This is a genomic window from Rhizobium sp. NXC14, from assembly GCF_002117485.1.
GTDB lineage: Bacteria > Pseudomonadota > Alphaproteobacteria > Rhizobiales > Rhizobiaceae > Rhizobium.
In genome coordinates, this window is the sequence record NZ_CP021031.1 from 328,292 (window position 1) to 344,139 (window position 15,848).

11 protein-coding genes and 3 pseudogenes are annotated in these 15,848 nt (G+C 57.1%); 10 read left to right on the plus strand and 4 right to left on the minus strand.

The window, feature by feature from the left end:
• Window positions 1-66: 66 nt before the first annotated feature.
• Window positions 67-444 (plus strand): annotated as a pseudogene (locus NXC14_RS23410) (integrase core domain-containing protein); the annotation flags it as partial.
• A gap of 2 nt (window positions 445-446) precedes the next feature.
• Here NXC14_RS23410 and NXC14_RS32650 read toward each other — a convergent pair.
• Window positions 447-696, minus strand: a pseudogene (locus tag NXC14_RS32650) (transposase); the annotation flags it as partial.
• A gap of 371 nt (window positions 697-1,067) precedes the next feature.
• Window positions 1,068-2,294: an ATP-grasp domain-containing protein gene (locus tag NXC14_RS23420; protein WP_085780452.1), complete on the minus strand. Its 1,227-nt coding sequence runs from the start codon at window positions 2,292-2,294 to the stop codon at window positions 1,068-1,070.
• Window positions 2,295-2,880: 586 nt separating this feature from the next.
• Between NXC14_RS23420 and NXC14_RS23425 the strand changes: the two genes are divergently transcribed.
• The 6 genes and pseudogenes from NXC14_RS23425 to NXC14_RS23460 form a co-directional block, all read left to right on the plus strand.
• A complete protein-coding gene (locus NXC14_RS23425) occupies window positions 2,881-3,315 on the plus strand; it encodes a transposase (protein ID WP_245362176.1) in 435 nt (144 codons plus the stop codon).
• Window positions 3,215-3,559 carry an IS66 family insertion sequence element accessory protein TnpB gene (tnpB, locus tag NXC14_RS23430; RefSeq protein ID WP_010003750.1) on the plus strand — a complete coding sequence of 115 codons (345 nt, stop codon included), beginning with the start codon at window positions 3,215-3,217 and terminating at the stop codon, window positions 3,557-3,559. Before NXC14_RS23425 ends, tnpB begins: the two co-directional genes overlap by 101 nt.
• A 73-nt stretch (window positions 3,560-3,632) precedes the next feature.
• On the plus strand, window positions 3,633-5,225 hold the full coding sequence (locus NXC14_RS23435) for an IS66 family transposase (protein WP_085780453.1): 1,593 nt from the start codon (window positions 3,633-3,635) through the stop codon (window positions 5,223-5,225).
• 903 nt (window positions 5,226-6,128) lie between these two features.
• Window positions 6,129-7,175, plus strand: coding sequence for a C45 family peptidase (locus tag NXC14_RS23440; RefSeq protein ID WP_085780454.1), 1,047 nt, complete (start codon window positions 6,129-6,131; stop codon window positions 7,173-7,175).
• Window positions 7,176-7,998: 823 nt separating this feature from the next.
• Window positions 7,999-8,430, plus strand: a complete 432-nt coding sequence (locus tag NXC14_RS23450) for a transposase (RefSeq protein WP_157131484.1) — start codon at window positions 7,999-8,001, stop codon at window positions 8,428-8,430.
• Window positions 8,431-8,547: 117 nt separating this feature from the next.
• A pseudogene (locus NXC14_RS23460) lies at window positions 8,548-9,261 on the plus strand (IS66 family transposase); the annotation flags it as partial.
• Window positions 9,262-9,546: 285 nt separating this feature from the next.
• Here NXC14_RS23460 and NXC14_RS33565 read toward each other — a convergent pair.
• Complete coding sequence (locus tag NXC14_RS33565; RefSeq protein WP_245362177.1) at window positions 9,547-9,798, minus strand: ribosomal protein L16; 252 nt, start codon at window positions 9,796-9,798, stop codon at window positions 9,547-9,549.
• A gap of 581 nt (window positions 9,799-10,379) precedes the next feature.
• Here NXC14_RS33565 and NXC14_RS23470 point away from each other — a divergent pair.
• The 3 genes from NXC14_RS23470 to NXC14_RS23480 all read left to right on the plus strand — a co-directional run bounded on the left by NXC14_RS23470 (window position 10,380) and on the right by NXC14_RS23480 (window position 14,505).
• Window positions 10,380-11,483, plus strand: a complete 1,104-nt coding sequence (locus NXC14_RS23470; protein ID WP_085780456.1) for an ABC transporter substrate-binding protein — start codon at window positions 10,380-10,382, stop codon at window positions 11,481-11,483.
• Between the two features lie 136 nt (window positions 11,484-11,619).
• A complete protein-coding gene (locus NXC14_RS23475; RefSeq protein WP_085780457.1) occupies window positions 11,620-12,714 on the plus strand; it encodes an ABC transporter ATP-binding protein in 1,095 nt (364 codons plus the stop codon).
• Between the two features lie 18 nt (window positions 12,715-12,732).
• The gene (locus NXC14_RS23480) at window positions 12,733-14,505 is read left to right on the plus strand and encodes an ABC transporter permease subunit (RefSeq protein WP_085780458.1); all 1,773 of its coding nucleotides are present in this window, start codon (window positions 12,733-12,735) and stop codon (window positions 14,503-14,505) included.
• 381 nt (window positions 14,506-14,886) lie between these two features.
• Here NXC14_RS23480 and NXC14_RS23485 read toward each other — a convergent pair whose 3' ends face one another.
• Window positions 14,887-15,771, minus strand: a complete 885-nt coding sequence (locus NXC14_RS23485) for a MurR/RpiR family transcriptional regulator (RefSeq protein ID WP_085780459.1) — start codon at window positions 15,769-15,771, stop codon at window positions 14,887-14,889.
• Window positions 15,772-15,848 lie beyond the last annotated feature (77 nt).

Genomic DNA, 15,848 nt, shown 5'->3' on the forward strand with positions numbered 1-15,848 from the left:
CAAGCAGCATCGTCACAACTGCATCAAAACTGAGTCAGAGCCAATTTTGGACGCCGATTGACAGACAGCGCGGTTGCCTTTCTCAAGGCAGCGCTGACCTACTATAATAACCTGGGCATTACCGTCGAGCGCGTCATGACCGATAACGGTCCCTACTATGCCTCAGGCGAATTTGCCCGCGCCTGCCGCGAACTTGGCCTCAAGCACGTCCGAACAAGACCCTATACGCCAAAAACCAATGGCAAGGCCGAACTCTTCATTCAGACCGCGCTTCGGGAATGGGCCTATGCCGTCGCATACCCCACCTCGGACATGCGAGCCGACCAACTGCCGAAATGGCTCCATCGCTACAATTGGCATCGACCCCATGGCAGCCTAAAATATAATACACCAATCAGCAGGCTCGGTCTGACCAACGACAACCTGTTGAGGCTCCACACTTAGAGCTTTCGGCGGATGACATCCTGCAGCATCTCGCGGTCGAGTGTCAGGTCCGCGACGATCTTCTTCAGCCGTGCGTTCTCGTCCTCGAGCTGCTTCAGCTTCTTCATCCGGCGGCAACATGCCGGCATATTTTTTCTTCCAGTTGAAATAGGTTGCCTGGCTGATCCCCGCCTCGCGGCAGATCTCTGCGACCGGCACACCTTCGTCGCCTTGCTTCAGAATGAACGCCTTCTGGGCGTCCGAAAATGCGATGCCTTTATCGTCTTCCGTTCCTTCCCAGCCAGGAAAATGCACCGGAAACTCTGACCAAAACTGATCCAGTTTGAAAAGTTCAGATCAGTTCAGATCACTCAGATCGCAATAGGCCAGAGCTTCCTTCAAAAGGGATCATTTCAACGGGGCAAGGTCAGTTGAAAGGGATCACCGCTTCGGCTCCCACCTTCGTTATTGTCCGGCAAGGCGTTGCTGTCACAGGTATCGCGGCGCACCGCCTTGCCTGCCTGACCATATAGAAGGGCATTCCGCAGGCGTGCCCTAGCGCTGCAGACTCGTTTCTCAGGTCCGACAACGTCCACCCGGAACAGGTTGACAGTTGGAGTGATAGAGACGCGGGCTTTGACTGGCTAAGCGTCAGAAAAGGGCTTGATCGACCAATTGATGAGGCTGGCCGCATGCTGAAGTATGGCCTTCGTCTGAGCGAAGCTAGGAGACGCGGCTATGACGTGTCCGATGCGGTCTCGGTAATCACCTGTCCTGACGATCGACGCGGGGGGGGCAACGTACAGATCGATTTCCGCGACGCCCGATACGGCAGCCGCCTCAATGTCACCAACAACCCAGTCGAGTGTGCCATCGCGATCCGGGATCAAGAACCGCACACCTGAGGTCTGCCGATACTTTCTGCGCAAGTCCCACTCGGCGCCGATGACAAGCTTGACATGTTCGGCGACGAGATCGACACCGTAGGCCATTTGAACCCGTCGAGGGTATGTTCCACCCGCGATACGGGGGTTGACCTCGATGACCACTGGGCCACGTGTCGTCCACCGCATCTCAATATTCGCAGGCCCCCAACCGATACTGAGAGCTTCCAAGCAGCTTAGCGCTACGTTGCTGAGGCGTTCCTGCTCGGCACTAGTCAGCATGGCCGGAAAGATGCTCTCCCGAAATAGAAAGAGTGGCGGGTTATCGAACTCCGCGGTACTAATTCCGATGACCTCGTTTCCCATTGTCTCAGCTTCGTAAAATGGGCCGTGTGCAAATTCTTCGACTAGGATCCTCGGCGAGGACCGCCATAGCTGTTTAGCATGCAACAAAAAAGCCGTATGTTGCACCAATTCGTCGATGTTGCGGCACAGTCTAACACCAATGCTGCCGATACCCCCGACGGCTGGCTTGAGAACCACCGGTAGGCCGATTTCGGCGGCACAGATCTCAACCTCGGCCGCGGTCGTTGCCAAGCGGTACGCGGGTATCGGAACGCCGGCTTCTGCGAGGAGTTTACGTTGAATGAATTTATCGCAGCATTGTTCAACCGAATCAGGGTTCGGTCCGGGTAGTCCGAAATGTCGGCAAAGCTTTCCCACGGTCGCATAGACCTTTTCCTCAGCGCTGGTGATACCAGCAATTTCATACCTCTCCTGCAGTCGGGAACATTCGCGAATCAGTGCGCCGAGATTGCCAGTATCCACTTGAAGCACTTCTATCCTGTCCCCGGAAAGATTGTCATATTTAACCTTGGTGGACGACAGAGTAATCGGATGAAGGTCTAAATGTTCAGCCGCTTGCACGTATTGCGGACCAGTACCGGGTCCGATGCCTTCGATCAGAATGAGCGCCTTTTTTTTCATTGCTTTTTCATCCTCTGTTGTGGATACCTGGCTGATCGCAAAATGGCGTCGGTCTTGCCACCGGCCCAGCCTCAGTTGGTGATGATACCATTGCCAGGCAGTTGCAGTTGCAAAGATCTTGTAAATATTTTTAGGGTGATATCGCATGCGCACGCCACAGATGACTCGTAGTCTCAAAGGCTAAATCAAATCGACAGATCATCTGAGTGGCAAGAGAGCCGCCATTAGTTACTTGGATCGCTCGCTTGAAGTGCTATCAACGTCAGCTTCGGCATGGCTTCGCTATTGGCTTTTCCAGGCCTTCTGTTTGACAGCCACGTTGTTCTCGCCACCCTATGTATGATCGCCTCTTATGGACGAGCAAAGGGAGTACATTGGAGGTTCACTGGCACCGGCCGGGTGGTATCGAGGCGCAGATCGTTTTGAAGAGCCCTCGCCCTGCACGAGGTGGCATAGGCGTATGGGTGTAAGCGGCAAGGAGACCCCGTCTGGCGTAGAGGGTTAGCGGTCGGATATCGGTAGCGCACGTTGTGAGCCGAAGTGAGCTTCTATGTCTGCGCCTAGTTCTGGAACTAGAACCTTCCATATGATCGAAGCGGTCGCCGAGCGACTTGAGGGTGCTCCACGGCAATTGCGCCGGCGCTGGTCGGATGAGTTCAAAGCGCAGGCGGTGGCCGAGGCGCTGGAGCCGGGCGCGAGCGTATCGGCGATCGCCCATCGGATCGGCATTCGTCCGTCGCAGCTCTTCGCCTGTCGTCGTGACGCTCTGGACCATGCCGCCTCGCGTTCGGCTGGCGAAGTCGCCTCGGCGCGCCCGGCTGCCCCGGTGATCGAGGTTGTCATTGGCGACATTGTCGTGCGCGCCGGCGCAGATGTTGACGAGGCGCACTTGCAGCGGGTGATCCGCGCGGCGCGTTGGCATGATCCCCTCCGGCGTAAAGGTGTTCCTGGCCAGTCATCCGGTCGACTTCCGCAAGGGCCCGGACAGCTTGCTGTCGCTGGTGCGGGATGCCGGCAATGATCCGTTCAACGGTGCACTTTACGTCTTCCGGGCCAAACGAGCGGATAGAGTGAAGATCGTCTGGTGGGACGGCTCCGGCGTCTGCCTTTATGCCAAGCGGCTGGAAAAATCGCAGTTCTGCTGGCCCCGCATCGGTCATAACCGGGTTCAGCTCAACCATGCCCAGCTTCTGGCGCTCATCGATGGCATGGACTGGAAGCGGGTTCGATCCGTGCCGGTCAAGCCGCCGGAGATTGTTGGGTAAAGCCCTGCGGCGAAGTGAATCAGCGGCCTGAAAGGGCAGGAAAACCGGAGCAAAATGTGCTCTGGTCGGGTCGATGACGCCGCCCGATCTCAAACTCCCGGATGACGTAGAAGCGCTAAAAGCCATGGTGCTTGCCATGGCCGAAAAGGCGGCGCGGGCCGACGCCCTGGAGAGCGAGGTCGCAGATCTCAAGGCGCGCAATGCCGATGCCGATGAGCGCATCGAGCGGCTGACGCAGATCCTGAAGGCCTTCGATCGCGCCCGCTTCGGGCGGCGATCGGAAAAGCTCGGCTCTCCCCCCATTGACGACGAGCAGCAGGCCTTTGTCTTTGAGGAGATCGAGACCGGCATCGCCGCGATCAAGGCACAGGTCAACAAGGGCCGCGAGCGCCCAGAAGGCAAACGTCCGCCGCGGCCGCGCAAGGGCTTCGCACCCCACCTGGAGCGGGTCGAAGTCGTAATAGAGCCGGAGGAGCGGTCGGAGCATGCCGGCAAGCAGAAGGTGCTGATCGGCGAGGACGTCTCGGAGCGGCTGGATGTGGTGCCGGCGAAGTTCCGCGTCATCGTCACCCGCCGCCCGAAGTATGCCTTCAAAAATGAGGACGGCGTCGTCCAGGCACCGGCGCCGGCACACATCATCGAAGCCGGCATTCCGACGGAAGCACTTCTCGCCCAGATTGCCGTCTCCAAATATGCCGATGGCCTGCCGCTCTACCGGCAGGAGGCGATTTACGCCCGCGACAAGGTCGAGCTCGACCGCAAACTGATGGCGCAATGGATGGGCAAGCTCGGCTTTGAGCTGGAGATCCTGGCCGACTACCTCTTTGATGAGATCAAGAAAGCCGAACGGATCTTCGCCGACGAAACCACCTTGCCGACGCTCGCTCCCGGGTCCGGATCGACGAAGACAGCCTATCTATGGGCCTACGCCAGGGATGACCGACCATTTGGCGGCAGCGGTCCGCCCATGGTCGTCTATCGCTTTGAGGACAGTCGGGGCGGCGAGTGCGTCGCCCGTCATCTCAAGGGCTACCGCGGCATCCTGCAAGTCGACGGATATGCCGCCTATAACAAGCTGGTCCGCTCCGATGGCGGCAATGACGGCGTCACATTGGCTGGCTGCTGGTCGCATAGTCGGCGCAAGTTCTATGAGCTGCATGTCGGCAAAAGCTCCGAGATTGCAACGGCGACGGTCGAGCGGATGGCGAAGCTCTGGCAGATTGAGGAGACCATCCGCGGCAAAAGCCCTGAGGTCCGTGTCGCGGCGCGTCAGCAAACCTCTGCGGCGGTCGTCGCAGACCTCTTTGCCCTCTGGCAAAAGACCCTGCCGCGGGTCTCCGGCAAATCGAAGCTCGCCGAGGCGCTCCGCTATGCCATCTCGCGCCGCGCCATCTTCGAGCGCTTCCTGATCGACGGCCGCATCGAGCTCGACTCCAACATCGTCGAGCGCGCGATCCGGCACCAGGCCATTACGAGAAAGAACTCACTCTTCGCCGGCAGCGACGGCGGCGGAAGGACCTGGGCGACCATCGCGACGCTGCTGCAGACGGCAAAACTGAACAACGTCGATCCGCTCGCCTGGCTCACCCAAACGCTCGAGCGCATGGCCAATGGCTGGCCGAGCAGCGAAATCGACGCACTTATGCCGTGGAACTACGCCGGCTGAACGGCCTCGGCTTGCCGCTTACGTATGGGTTGAAACCGAACCACCTTTCTTCATGCCGGGCAATGGCGCGGCAGGGGAAGCTGGTTTCATGGTGGACCGGATTGAGCTCGCAGCAGTGTTCAGAGCCGCCGAGGCTGCGCGAAACCGTCGACCATCTCGGGTTTTCGCTCGCCGGCACCCGAGTAGATCTCTGTACTCTGGAGAGTGGCTTGACCGAGCCACAGCGCTAACTTGCTTATGTCGCCCGTTGCCTGAAGCATATGCACTACAGCCCGAGTTGCGTGTTGAAGCCGGCGGCATGCTGCGCAGACTTTTCCCTGTGCGCACAAAATGGGGGCATCCCGCCCGCGCGGCGGCGTCAACACGCCGCAGATTTCGCCTACCGCACCGGCACCAGCAAGTTGCAGCCCGCCAGACAGCCGCACGCGCGCTACCTCGATGGCCGCGATATCCGGAATTGATAGCAACTTGGCAGCTGACACCTGACGCTACACGATTTTTACGGCAAGCTCTGCTACCGCGGAACGAGCTTATTGCTTCATCAATAATAAGCCCAATGCCGTCGTCGATAGGTGCTGCCGAGCGATCCTATGGAGGTACCTGCTTTGAATGCGTTTACCTGCGCTTCCTCTGGTGCATTCCGGCGAACCCCCTCCATTGCGAATTAAGTCTATGAAATCTACCACGCAATGAAACAGTTGACTCATTTCTATATAGTATGTAACAAATGAGTTGGATTGGCTGGTGGGAGAAGCGCCCAAAGTTAAGAAATTCTTGCGTCTATGTAGCAGCGTGCACGGCAACCACGCTTTCTCGGGTCTGACTGATTTTGCTCGGAATCCGAGATCGCAGGGCCGCCAGCCGGTAAGAAAATATAGACAGCGACTGAAAGCAGAGGATTCAATGACAAAAAATGCCATTACGCGGTTGTTCGCCAAGGGCGATGCCTTTTCAATTGGCTGCGCGCTTGGAAAGGCCAATGCCACAAGGTTCCTCGAGTATAGACTTAGCACTGACCAATTTCGCGCCCTGGATGCCCGCTGGCGGGGCTCGGAGTATCTGAAGAATCTAGAGGCCGCAGCCCGTACAGTCTTTCCCCGCTGCGTGCGTGAACTCGAGGGGATCGCAGAAGGGGCAGGCAAGGATTTCGAGACCATATTCCTGTTGAATTGCCAAGCCGACCTGCAAATTCCAGAAGCAGCCTCGGGGCCAAACGCCGTTGCCGGAATGGGCTGCACGACTGTTCTAATTCCAGCCCGAGGCGATGGTCCGGCCGTTATCGCCCATAATGAGGACGGTGAACCCGAATTTCTCGGTGCCAACTTCTGGGTCGAGATAGAGCCCGATGATGGGCCGGCCTGGAGCAGCTTTATGACTCCCGGCATGCTCCCCGGCGGCACCCTTGGCCTAAATGAGAGCGGCCTTGTGCAGACGATTAACGAGATCACGCCGAACGACCTCAAACCTGGCATACCACGGCAGGTTCTCTGCCGTGCCATTCTCAGCATGACAAGCCTGGAGGAAGCGGTTGGCGTTTTGAAGCGGAATGATCGGTCCTGTGGCTTTCATCACACTCTAGGGGATGCGAAGACCCGCACCGTACTGTCTGTCGAGGCGCCGGCCTCCGGCTGCGTTGTTGTAAAGGTTTCTGAGCCACGAGCTCATGCGAACCATCTGCTCTCTAGCGAATTCAGCGGGCTGAGGCAGACCATTGGTGCTTCCTCCCGCGACCGACAAGAAGCGGCGGATCGAATGATCGCGGAGGGCGCGCTAGGCGGTGGGGCCGAGGCGGTGCTGTTCGACGAGACAACTCCAATTTTTAAAAATTGGAAAGAGTCTCGAACTCTCGCGACGAGCATTTTCGAACTTTACCCAGATCGCGTCGAATGGAGGATACATGCGACTCCTGACGAGCGAAACGCACTAAGCGGAACCATGCGCGTCGTCTAATGTGGCTCTTTGATCGCCGAGCGGAGCGCTAGCTTCGTCCGGCGATCGGCGGCCCATGGGTGCGTAGATCCGGGTGAGAAAAGTCTGAGCATCTCTTGCCTGCTTCGCTGCGACAGCCGGCACATCGGCATTGATGAGGGTCGGCCCCGCTCCACTGTCCAATCGTTGCCGGATAGGACAATCAGCCGCTTTAAGAAACCGCACTGGGTTTTGTTCACGGCCCCGTCAGGTGAGAAATCCCACGAAGCCGATCAGAAAAATTGCAAGGAATGATATGAGCTTCATCTGAGAGACGATCAATGTCAACGGCTGGTCGCATTCCACGAGCGCGCCGGCGGCCTGTCGAATTCCGAAGACTTAATGCCATTGGCAGAGAAGGCTTTCCAGGAAGAATTTGGCCATAAGCTCTTTACCCTCCTCAAGGTTGATAGAGCTGCAGGCGTTATGCGGTGTATCTACTCGACCGATCTCAATTACAGTCCCCTCGGAGGAACGAAGTCCCTCGCCGATGACGAGTGGAGTAGGCGTGTCGGCGCTGGTCGTCACTTTCTGGGCAGAGATAGCGAAGACATGAAGCGCTACTTTGCCGACCACGAAACATCAAAATGGGCCTCGTGGGTGTATTGAATACCGCTGTCGTTTGGCGGAACCAGGTCATCGGTTGGATCGACCTCTTGGATGCTGCCGAACATTATACCTTCGAAATGTGCGATCTCGCAGGTCTATACGCGCAGACTCTCGCGCCGTAAGCGCGATTTTCCCCGCACCTTCTGCAATGAGTGAGCTTTGGCATGAGGTGTCCACCAAAATAGGTGGACACCAAGTGATGGAAGAAGGTCAAAAACTTGCCGTGCGGCTGGTCGGTCGGAATGGGAGACGCCGTTTCGATCAAAGTTCGAAAGACCGCCTTATTGCGGCCTGCCTTGAACCTGGCGCATCGGTATCGAAACTCGCGCGCGAACACGGGGTCAACGCGAACCTCGTTTGGAAATGGATACGGAAGCACACCCAGCCGCTTGCGTCGCCGCCGTCTTCGACATCGTCTTTTATTCCGGTGCAAATCACCGCGGCCAGCGACGAGTTTGAGTTTGGTGAAGAGCTGCCTCGGAAAGCAGAGAGGAACCGGCCGCTGCCCTCTCCAGCGAAGGTGAGCGCGTCACTGCCGAACGGCGTGAAGCTGACGTTGGAATGCGGTGACGTAGATGCATTGACGGCAATCATCGGAGCGCTGGGTCATGTTCAGACTTGGGGCTGATCTCAAGGTTTACCTGCATCGCGAGCCGATCGACTTTCGGGCCGGCATCAACAGCCTTGCTGTCCTGGTCCAGGAGACGATGGCGCTGGATCCCTTTGCTCCTGCGGTTTTTGCCTTTTGCAATCGCAGCCTCTCATTCACGGCGATGAGACCACAGTCCAGGTCCTGAAGGAAAAGGACAAGGAGGCCACCAGCACATCGTATATGTGGGCTTATCGCAGTGGCGAGGATAGTGACCAGCCAATCGTACTGCTCGATTATCAGCTCGGCCGAGGCCAGATCCACCCCCAGACCTTCCTCGGTGACTACCGCGGCATATTGGTGAGCGATGGCTACACCGCGTGGCGCACATTGCATGGCGCAACCCATGTCGGATGCATGGCTCATTCACGACGGCGCTTCGTCGAGGCTCTCAAAACCCGGAAGAATGGAGGCGGACCGCCGGAACAGGCACTCCGGTTCTTCGAACCGCTATACCGGATCGAAAAGCAGGCAAGAGACAAAACCCCGGATGCCGGTGAGACGACGGCTGATTGCATTCGCCGTTTCCGCCAACAGCACAGCTTGCCTGTCCTGAACGCCCTAAAGGCGTGGCTCGACGCCATCGCGCCGAAGGTCGTGCCGGATACCAAGCTCGGCGACGCCGTCGCCTACACCCTGAACCAATGGGATTACCTGACACGCTATACCAGCGACGGCAGGATGCCGATCGATAACAACATTCTGGAACGCGAAATCAGAGTTTTTGCCACCGGAAGAAAATCGTGGCTGTTCAGCGACACCGCCGACGGAGCCAAGGCCAGCGCAGTGATCTACAGTCTGTTGCTCACTAAATAACCGTGAGGACCGAGATGGAACGTGATCTGCGGCGGTGCTCCGTCAGCGGGTACATTGGCCAAGCTCGTGCTCTCGCCTCCAGACAAACCCTCAAGCGGTATCTTGAATATGCGCGCCGACAGGGGCGCAACATAAACGCCAATCTGGTCGGTTCACTTGGCGCGGGCAGTGCGGCCGCTTTTCAGATAGCTTGTTGTGGTGAGCGCTGCAGGGGCGAGGCAGCCACAGTTTCCTATGACGCGCACGTAACTGACCTGCTGTAGGTAGCAAGAAGTCCCGTCAGGTTTCACCGCTTCCAAATAGACGAGGAAAATATCGTCCTTGGACGTTCAGGTTATAGTTCAGATCCACCACAGCCATGTCATCCCCATCCGGGATGAAGGCGACGTCCTGCGCTGGAAGGCGTCGTGCGGCCTCCCGAGCGAACTCGGCTCCCATCATCATGTCCAGTTCCATCAGAAGCCGCCCCGGACGGATATTCTCCTGGTAGCGATCCTGTAACCAGTCGGTTAAACCTGCTATCTCGCGCATGAGTGCGATCTCTTGTAGAGGACGGGCCTCTCGGAGCAGCGCGAATGCCTTCTGCAATGGACCGCCGGCAACATCGGTCCCAATGCGACCTCTCCCGAGACCTGCACTCCGTAGCTTTTCGGCAACCATCTTCGGCCATTCATGCACAAGATGCATTCGATTGAAGTGAGTGGATGCCGATCAGCGATCGCGTTCACGCCGCTGAATCAGCCTCTTTGAAATCGCATGAAACATATGAGTCGCGGGCGTATCAATGAGCCACTTGGAGCACGATAAAACGCCGTCACAGGGAGCACGGAGTCCGACTTCTCAATAATACGGTTGATGCATATTGAGCGTTATAAAACATTTGTTGCATTCCTCATCATGTTGCGCTAGGAAATAGATGGTAGCGGTCGAGGAGGCTGCTGCCCGAACACTGCAACCGTTTGTGCGGCACCTCCTTGGTGGAAAGCGGGACCGAGTGGAAACGCAGGAACCCGCGCGCGTTGGCCTCACATCGCCGGCGGCGTGTTCGCGGTAAGCTGACGAAGTGAGATCTCCTTGCGCCATGAGCAAGGGACTAACAGAGGGAGAACGAAATGAGCATTCTGATAAATCGCCGGCGGTTCATGCAGGCTACTTCGACGGCAATTGCGGTAGGTGCTTTAGCTTCCGCGGCCGGCCGCGCAACGGCCGCATCTACCGGCGAGCTTAAAGTCAACATGAGCGGCGGCAACTGGGGCGATGCGGTGATGAAGGCTTACGTGGAGCCCTTTGAGGCCGAGACCGGAGTCAAGGTGACGCGCGTCAATGCGGACTTCTCATCGACACAGATTGCGATGATGGTCGACACCAAAAACGTTTCGGCAGACGTCGTGAACCTGGGTCAAACCAACGTCGATCCGCTCACCGCCAAGGGCTACCTTGAAAAGATCGACTATTCCGCGTGGAAGAAGGATGAGTTGGAGGCAATAGCCGCCTACGCAAAACAGCCAAACGGCTTTGCCTCATACGTTTATTCGATCAATATGGTGTGGAACACCAAGAAGTTCCCCGCTGACAAGCCGCGGCCGACCACGTGGGCCGAGTTCTGGGACGTCGAGAAGTTTCCTGGCGTTCGCTCAATCAATACCGGCGAATATGGAAGTGGACCTTGGGAGGAAGCGTTGCTCGCGGATGGCGTTCCGATGGACAAGCTCTACCCGATGGATATCGACCGCGTGTTCGCAAGCTTGGACAAAATCAAGCCGCATATTCGCAAGTGGTGGACGAGCGGGTCGGAAGTTCTGCAGATCATGCGAGACAACATCGCCGACATCGTGCAGTCCTATGACGCGCGCGCACTTACCCTTATTGATGAAGGTGGGCCAATCGAGATCAACCGCAACCAGGCGAAGCTGACAACGGACTATTGGTGCATTCCGAAGGGCAGCCCAAATACCGAAAATGCTCAAAAATTCATCGAGCTGACGAGCCGCCCGGACCGACAGGCCGAGTTTGCCAGGCTGATTGCGCAGGGTCCAACGAACAAGAACGCCTTTAAGTTGATCCCTGATGATATTGCCCGAAAACTTGCGTCGCATCCCGATTACGAGGCGATCAGCTTCGCTATGAACGCCAAATGGTATGCCGAGGTTGGATCGGACGGAAAGTCGAACAAAGAGCGGCTCGTGCAGCGTTGGAATGAGTGGATTCTTCAATAATCCTCTGTCCCCAACGATCTATCGGTGGCGCTCGTCCAGTCGGCTCGGGCCGTCAAAGGACAGCGCCGCCTCATCCCACTACCTGCCTTACGGGACTGCATGCCGAAGTTGCTCATCAGTCCTGCTGGAGTATCGTATGAACTTGACTCTGAAAAATAATCTTCCTGCCGAGGACGAAGTGTTGCAGAAGCTTCCGGATACCGCTCAAATTGAATTTCGCAATGTTACCAAGATGTATGGGGCCGTTGCTGCGGTTAAGGATATCTCCCTTTCTGTTTCGCGCGGCGAGTTCCTTACGATTCTTGGACCAAGCGGTTCTGGCAAAACGACAGCATTGATGCTGCTCGCCGGGTTCACGACGCCGACCGGAGGAGACATCCTCATTTCGGGCAAGTCCGTGTCCGAGGTCCCGTCTTACCGCCGCGACCAAGGCATTGTCTTCCAGAGTTATGCACTTTTTCCGCACCTCACGGTGCATCGCAACTTGGAATTCCCCCTCGAAATGCGCGGCATCAAGGCCTCTGACCGAGCGTCGCGGGTCAAAAGAATGCTTGAGCGCGTTCGCCTGGGTGAGTTTGGCGAGCGCATTCCATCACAATTGAGTGGGGGTCAGCAACAACGCGTGGCCGTCGCGCGCGCCTTGATTGCAGATCCACCGATTTTGCTGCTGGATGAGCCACTTGGCGCACTCGATCGAAACCTGCGCGAGCAGATGCAAGTGGAAATCAAAGAGCTGCACAAGGAGTTTGGGAAAACGACAATCTGCGTCACCCACGATCAAGAAGAAGCACTCACGCTGTCGGACCGCATCGTTGTCATGCGCGCCGGTCAGATCGAGCAGATCGATACACCGGAGGCCTTGTACGATCGCCCCGAAACGCGCTTTGTCGCCAACTTCCTGGGTGAAGCAAATATCCTCGAATCCGTTGATTTCAAGATTGAATCCGACGTTGTTCCTTCTTCCGGTATGGTATCAATGCTTCGGCCTGAGCGCATTTGCATCTCTGCGCCTTCAGCAGCAAGGCGCGTAGATGCGGACCATAGACAGTCCGTCTCGGGGATCGTGGACGATATGATCTATGCTGGACCATTGAGGAAGTACCGGGTGCGGGTTGGGAGCGCGACGCTCATCGCGCGCGAACACGTCGCATCGGGCCAGCAAGTCTTCCGTCCGGGCGAAGAGGTTCGCCTTGATTGGCTTCGGTCCGACGTCCGGTTTGTCGCTGCGTAAAGCGGAAGGACAGCATCCATGACAACACTTCAGAGAATCCGGTCCACGCCGATATTGCTCACTTTGCCAGCGTTCGCTGTGCTGTTTGCGATTTTCGGCATACCCATGTTCCTTCTTTTCGCGACCAGCCTCAATCCGCCCAATCTGTCTCTTGCGAATTATGTCGCTTTTTTCGAACAGCGCTCATTTGTCCTGATCCTGATCCAGACGTTCAAGATCAGCTTCATAGCCACGGCACTTTGTTTGATCATCGGCTACCCGACGGCCTACTTGATTACGATCGCCGGCCGTGCACGACCAATCCTCCTGGTGCTTGTCTTCCTACCTTGGCTGACGAGTGCTTTGGTTCGGACCTACGCATGGACTGTCGTCTTGGGTGACAGTGGATTGATCAACCGCGTGTTGCTCAATTCGGGCATAATCGATAGCCCACTGTCCCTTATCTATAATCGTTTCGCTGTTTACGTTGGTATGGTGCACATCATGTTGCCCATGATGATTTTGCCGATTGTCAGTGTGATGATGAGCATTGATACGTCATTGATGGCAGCTGCTCGCAGCATGGGAGCAAAGCCGTTCACCGCCTTCCTCCGGGTCTTCGTTCCACTTAGTATCCCGGGCGTTCGAAGCGGCTGCATATTGGTTTTTGTCGTTTGCCTGGGCTTTTACATTACGCCACAAGCATTGGGCGGCTTGGGCGACACCATGCTTTCAACCCTCATCAACTCCCAGCTTACAACATCGTTGAACATGGCGGCGACCGCCGCGGCAGCCTTTATACTGTTGGCAATGGCGCTCGCGGTTCTTTCCGTAGCGGGCGTAAATCTCGCCGGCACGCATGGACAGCCTGTATCGAGTGAGCAGACCGTTCGACGACGTAAACTGCTGTCATTCGACAAGGCGTCCCGGTATCTCAATGAGTTTCTCGTTCCATATCGAGCGCGACGCTGGGCAGCAAAGCTCCATCAAGCGCAGCGGGCAACCCCATGGTCGAAGATTGCGGGGGCAGCATTCCTTGCGGTCGTTATCATCTATCTGTTGGCGCCCGGTTTCATTGTGATTATTGTCTCGTTCAATGCAGGGGAGTTCCTCGAGTTTCCGCCTAAGGCTGTTTCGCTCAGATGGTACTATTCGTTCATCAACGACTCCTCGTGGATCGGTGCATTGTGGAACAGCTTCCAGTTCGGCGTGATTGTCAGCGTGGTATCCACCATAGTCGGCACATTGGCAGCATTTGGCCTCAGCCGGTGCTCGTCGCGGCTGCGCTCGGGTCTGACCATGGTGATCCTGACGCCGATCACCTTTCCTGTCATTGTTGTTGGTGTTGCCGTCTATACCGGTCTGGCCAAACTAGGGCTGGTTGGAACGAATACCGGGATCATTCTGGGCCAGACGATCGGAGCCATCGGCTATGTCGTTGTCATCGTTCTGGCGACACTCGCAGGGTTCGACAGGAAGCTGGAACAGGCGGCAATGAGCATGCGCGCCGGGCCGACCCAGACCTTCATGCGGGTTACCCTCCCGTTGATCCGCTCGGGTATCATCGGTGGCGCGTTGTTCGCGTTCTTGGCGTCCTTCGACGAGGTCATCATCACGTCGTTTGTCAGCGGCTATGCGATCCCCACATTGCCACTGAAAATGCTGGAAAACCTGAAGCAGCAACTTGACCCGACGATCGCTGCCGTTGGCGCTTTGTTGACAATGTTGCCAATCGTCTGGCTGGTTGCGCTTTATTTTACGCTTTGGCGCGGGAGAGGGGCGTTGAAGAGTGCTCCGGTCGCCGCGACCTGAGTCATGATACTCATGCCGCCTCCGTAGCTCGCGGCCGTGAAAGACTGCCTGCCCCAGAGCGAACTCTGGGACAGGCTCTTGGCTCGACGATCGCCCGGCAAATTTAGTGCGTAACGGATCTCACCATCGCATCGTGATTTGATGCCGGCATCAATGTGGCTTTCTCGGCAAGCTCTGGGCTCACTGGCGCATCAGACGTCCATCCCGCCCGTAACGGCGCGCTTCTTTTTCCGTCATCCCAGTTTGCGGATTAATTCGGCCGCAACCTCGAGGTTTTCTGATTGGACATCGACTGACGTCCAGGTGACGTCGGTCCCGGTGGCCGAGGCGAGAGGTCGCTCAACGATGACGACTCCGCCAGTAGCCGGCTCGTCAATGCCGCTATATCTTCCGTCGCGGAATGGACGTGGCATATGTGTTCATCGCAGAAAGATGGCGGTCGGCGAGCTTCAACTCTTTCAACGCCGCCGCACGGTCTCGGCTCGCCAGCAGGCCACATAGAACTTCAGAGACGGCCAGCGCCGGCGCCAGCGTGTGAAAGAATGTTTGGCTTTCAGTTGGAAAGAATACAACGTGCGCTGCGATCGTCACCAGGGGAGACACTTCGCTGTCGGTGATCGCCAGAATGGAAAGTCCCTTCTCACGGGCGGCCTCGGCAAGCTCAAGCGTCTGAAGCGAATAGGGATTGATGGAAATCGCCAAAAGCACATCCTCATGAGTTGCGCGGATGAGGGGGTCGCCGCTTGTTCCCGCCGGACCGTCCAAGTGGATAGTCTTTTCGCCGAGCAAGGTCATGACGTAGTGAAAATGCCACGCGACCGAATGGCAAGAGCGCAAGCCGAGAACAAAGATCCGCCTTGCTTTTGCCAGGTGCTCCGCCATTGTATCCAAGCGCGAAATCGTATCAGGGTCGCGGAGCCGATCGATCTGCGCGGAGAGACCTTGGAGCATCCTATAAGCCAAGCCCTCACCATTCGCGGCCCCTTCTTCTCTTTGTAAAGCCCTGGCCGCAAATCCGTCGGCGCTCACCCTGATGACGTCGGCGTGTTGCTCTCGGAAATCTTCATACCCTGAGAATTCAAGAAACTTCGCCAGCCTCGTCATTGTCGATGGCTGAACGCCGGCGTTGCGCGCGAGTTCGCGCATCGAAACGAGCGCCACCTCCTGCGGATGTTCCAATATGTGCCGAGCCGCTTGCTGCAACTGCTCGGACATGTCGTCGAATCGCTCGATGATCCGAGCGTGTAATGGGCCTTTTTGCAACATTTGCCTCACATACGATGTCATAATTCACCTGGACCATCTCTCTCGGAAGCCAAAAAGTCAAACAGCTGGTGGCTATC

Bases quoted from the DNA above. Each gene is read 5' to 3' on its own strand.
- NXC14_RS23420 (WP_085780452.1), bottom strand. From the start codon at position 2,294: ATGAAAAAAAAGGCGCTCATTCTGATCGAAGGCATCGGACCCGGTACT.
- NXC14_RS23425 (WP_245362176.1), top strand. From the start codon at position 2,881: ATGATCGAAGCGGTCGCCGAGCGACTTGAGGGTGCTCCACGGCAATTG.
- tnpB (WP_010003750.1), top strand. From the start codon at position 3,215: ATGATCCCCTCCGGCGTAAAGGTGTTCCTGGCCAGTCATCCGGTCGAC.
- NXC14_RS23435 (WP_085780453.1), top strand. From the start codon at position 3,633: ATGACGCCGCCCGATCTCAAACTCCCGGATGACGTAGAAGCGCTAAAA.
- NXC14_RS23440 (WP_085780454.1), top strand. From the start codon at position 6,129: ATGACAAAAAATGCCATTACGCGGTTGTTCGCCAAGGGCGATGCCTTT.
- NXC14_RS33565 (WP_245362177.1), bottom strand. From the start codon at position 9,798: ATGCGCGAGATAGCAGGTTTAACCGACTGGTTACAGGATCGCTACCAG.
- NXC14_RS23470 (WP_085780456.1), top strand. From the start codon at position 10,380: ATGAGCATTCTGATAAATCGCCGGCGGTTCATGCAGGCTACTTCGACG.
- NXC14_RS23475 (WP_085780457.1), top strand. From the start codon at position 11,620: ATGAACTTGACTCTGAAAAATAATCTTCCTGCCGAGGACGAAGTGTTG.
- NXC14_RS23480 (WP_085780458.1), top strand. From the start codon at position 12,733: ATGACAACACTTCAGAGAATCCGGTCCACGCCGATATTGCTCACTTTG.
- NXC14_RS23485 (WP_085780459.1), bottom strand. From the start codon at position 15,771: ATGTTGCAAAAAGGCCCATTACACGCTCGGATCATCGAGCGATTCGAC.